The sequence below is a fragment of the Peptoniphilus timonensis JC401 genome (assembly GCF_000312025.1).
Classification (GTDB): Bacteria; Bacillota; Clostridia; order Tissierellales; family Peptoniphilaceae; genus Peptoniphilus_A; species Peptoniphilus_A timonensis.
Genome location: NZ_HE978594.1, coordinates 313,454 through 316,194 on the forward strand (window position 1 = coordinate 313,454; position 2,741 = coordinate 316,194).

Genomic DNA, 2,741 nt, shown 5'->3' on the forward strand with positions numbered 1-2,741 from the left:
CTTGTCAAAAATCCGTGTTCCTTTATTATAGCTGTATAAGATTTTTCATCAGCTCATGCTTCGCTAAAGCTCGCATTTGCTGTGAAAACCAGAAAACAGAGACACATCTTTGTTTTTCTTATCATTAAAAAAGACCTATTGAGGGAGACAATAGGTCTTTATATACAATATCTTTACTTATTCTTTATTTCAAATCAAAATAACATTTCTATAACTTTCATTGCTACTGGCATTAGGATTACAGTCACAAGACCTGCCACTGCAATAGAAAGTCCACTCATGGCACCTTGGATCTCTCCAAGCTTTCTCGCTTCAGAAGTACCAACTGCGTGAGAAGAAGTGCCAATGGCAACTCCTTGTGCTGTTGGATCTTTTATTCTAAAGAGTTTCATAATAAGTGGCGCAATTACTGCGCCAGTTACCCCTCTTATAACTACAAGAACTGCAGTTATAGCAGAGGCTCCACCATACTCTTCAGAAAGAGAAATTGCAATTGCTGTTGTAATTGATTGTGGAGTTGAGGATACTACAAGATTTTCGTCTATGCCTAAAAAGCTTGAGGCGAAAATAACAAAAAACATAGCAATCGCAGAGCCTAAAATTGTTCCAGACAAAATTGGAATTAAATTCTTTTTAAGTTCTGGGAGGTTTTCGTACAAATCAACTACCATGGCAACTGTGGCAGGAGCTATAAAAAACATTATAAAGTCCCCGCCTTGTTTATAATCTTCATAAGATATGCCAGTTAGCTTTAAAAATAATATACATAGGGCAATGGATATTAAAAGAGGATTCGCCAAAGGAGTCTTTAGTTTTTTGCTTATCATCTTGCCTATTTCAAAAGTCGCAAAAGTCAAGATGATTCCAAAATATTTGTTACTAAACATCTTTCCTCCTTTGTAAAAGTTCTATAATTTTACCAGTAAGTCCCATAGTTATAGCAGTTCCAAGAACTACTAGAAGTACTAATAGACCAGCTTTTCCTTTTATCTCATCATAAGAATTTATTATGCCTACACCAGCTGGCACAAATAAAATCGCCAAATTTTGTAAAATTCCATTGGAAGTTTCTTTGACATCATCGGGCTTTATAATTCCAATAGAAAAGGCAATAAAGAGATAAATCATACCATAAACAGCTTCAGGTATTGGGAAATTTACCAAGTGTCTTGTCACTACTCCAAGCATTAAACATACACAAAGTATGACAAATTCCTTTAAATAATTCATAATTCACCTATTAAGCATTAGCTTTTATTTTTTTAACTTCTTCAATAAATAGTGGTAGAATTTGCTTGCAATCGCCTACAAGACCAATATCTGCCATATTAAAGATAGGAGCATCTTCGTCCTTATTTATTGCAACAATAAAGTTTGAATTTTCAATACCAGAAATATGTTGCACTGCACCACTTACACCACAGCCAATATATAGAGCTGGGGCAACAATTTTTCCTGATTGACCAATTTGTGAAGATTTTGGAAGAACTCCATCATCAATTACTGGTCTTGTTCCAGAAATTGGAGCACCAAAAAACATCAGCAAGTTCCTTTACAAATGGGAAGATTTCATCAGATGATGCACCTCTACCACAAGTTACAATTATTGGAGCATCTTCAAGATTAATAGCGGCTTCGTTAGCAGTAACAACTTCTCTTATTACTGCCTTTAAATCTTTAACTTCATCAATGTTTTCTTCCACAAGATTTCCGCTAGCATCAAAATCATCTCTCTTGTCAAAGGATCCCGCTCTTATAACAGCAATTCTTGGAGCCTTTGAGATTTTTGATTCTGTAAGGACTGTTGCACCATAAGATGGTGTAACATAAATTACATCTTCACCTTCGAATTTTATGTCCATTACATTAGTAACAGAAACTGTGTCTAGTTTTGCTGCTACACTTGGAGCAAGGTCCTTACCATCAAGAGTTCCTCCTATGAAAATATCTTCACAGTCATATTTTTTAGAAACTTCAAGGATAATATTTGCGAAGTCTTCCATATTGTAGGCATCTCTTTTTACAAGCACAATTTCTTCTGCTCCTGCACCCTTTAATTTTTTACTTCATCATCTGCAAGTTCAAAAGTGATAAGAGCAATGGATTTTCCACCCTTATCCCTCGCAATTTCACTTGCCTTAGAAAGGGATTCTAAAGAAAGTTTAATAGGAGCAGCATCTTTTATTTCTATATATGTCAATATATTTTTCATCTTTTCCTCCTATAAAACCTTTTGTTCTACCATTAGGCTAATAGCCTTAGCTACAGTATCTTCCACTTCATCTTCTTGAATTTTTACTCCAGCTTCTCTCTTCTTAGGTTCGAAGTCTTTTAATTCTTCAAGAATTGGACTAGAAGTAGTTTCCACTTCAAAGTCTTCAATCTTTTGTCTTCTTGCAGCCATTTTTGATTTTATAGTAGGATATCTCGGTTCATAATCTGGTTTTGCAATAGTTACAACAGTAGGAAGTTTTGCTTCCATTTCTCTATAACCGCCGTCGATTTCTTGTTTAGAAACAAGTTTGTCACCATCTTTTTCCATTGCAATAACAGATGTAACTACACCAAGATCAGACTTATTAGCAAAATAAACTCCAACTTGTGATGCTTCTGCATCAGTAGTTTCTTTACCAAAGCAAATTACATCAAAAGCACCAAGTTCAGCTTCTAATTTTTCCTTTGCTCCCATAAGAATTTCAGTAATAGCTTTTGCATCAAGCTTTTATAATCATCATTCTTTA

Annotated in this window: 6 protein-coding genes; all 6 read right to left on the reverse strand. The window is 34.8% G+C overall.

What is annotated here, in order from left to right; all coding sequences use genetic code 11:
- Positions 1–194 precede the first annotated feature (194 nt).
- From HGPT_RS05290 to HGPT_RS05305, 6 genes are read right to left on the reverse strand one after another with little or no spacing between them, the layout of a single operon-like run.
- The gene (locus tag HGPT_RS05290) at positions 195–887 is read right to left on the reverse strand and encodes an LrgB family protein (protein ID WP_019138801.1); all 693 of its coding nucleotides are present in this window, start codon (positions 885–887) and stop codon (positions 195–197) included.
- Positions 880–1,230, reverse strand: a complete 351-nt coding sequence (locus HGPT_RS05295; protein ID WP_019138802.1) for a CidA/LrgA family protein — start codon at positions 1,228–1,230, stop codon at positions 880–882. Before HGPT_RS05295 ends, HGPT_RS05290 begins: the two co-directional genes overlap by 8 nt.
- A gap of 10 nt (positions 1,231–1,240) precedes the next feature.
- Positions 1,241–1,540: an electron transfer flavoprotein subunit alpha/FixB family protein gene (locus tag HGPT_RS09990; protein WP_019138803.1), complete on the reverse strand. Its 300-nt coding sequence runs from the start codon at positions 1,538–1,540 to the stop codon at positions 1,241–1,243.
- Positions 1,497–2,030 (reverse strand): hypothetical protein, encoded by a 534-nt coding sequence (locus tag HGPT_RS09995; protein WP_019138804.1) that lies wholly within the window; start codon positions 2,028–2,030, stop codon positions 1,497–1,499. Before HGPT_RS09995 ends, HGPT_RS09990 begins: the two co-directional genes overlap by 44 nt.
- A 23-nt stretch (positions 2,031–2,053) precedes the next feature.
- Entirely contained in the window at positions 2,054–2,212 is a 159-nt protein-coding gene (locus HGPT_RS10000) for a hypothetical protein (RefSeq protein WP_019138805.1), read from the reverse strand.
- A gap of 9 nt (positions 2,213–2,221) precedes the next feature.
- Positions 2,222–2,689 carry an electron transfer flavoprotein subunit beta/FixA family protein gene (locus tag HGPT_RS05305; RefSeq protein WP_245544144.1) on the reverse strand — a complete coding sequence of 156 codons (468 nt, stop codon included), beginning with the start codon at positions 2,687–2,689 and terminating at the stop codon, positions 2,222–2,224.
- Between the last annotated feature and the right edge of the window lie 52 nt (positions 2,690–2,741).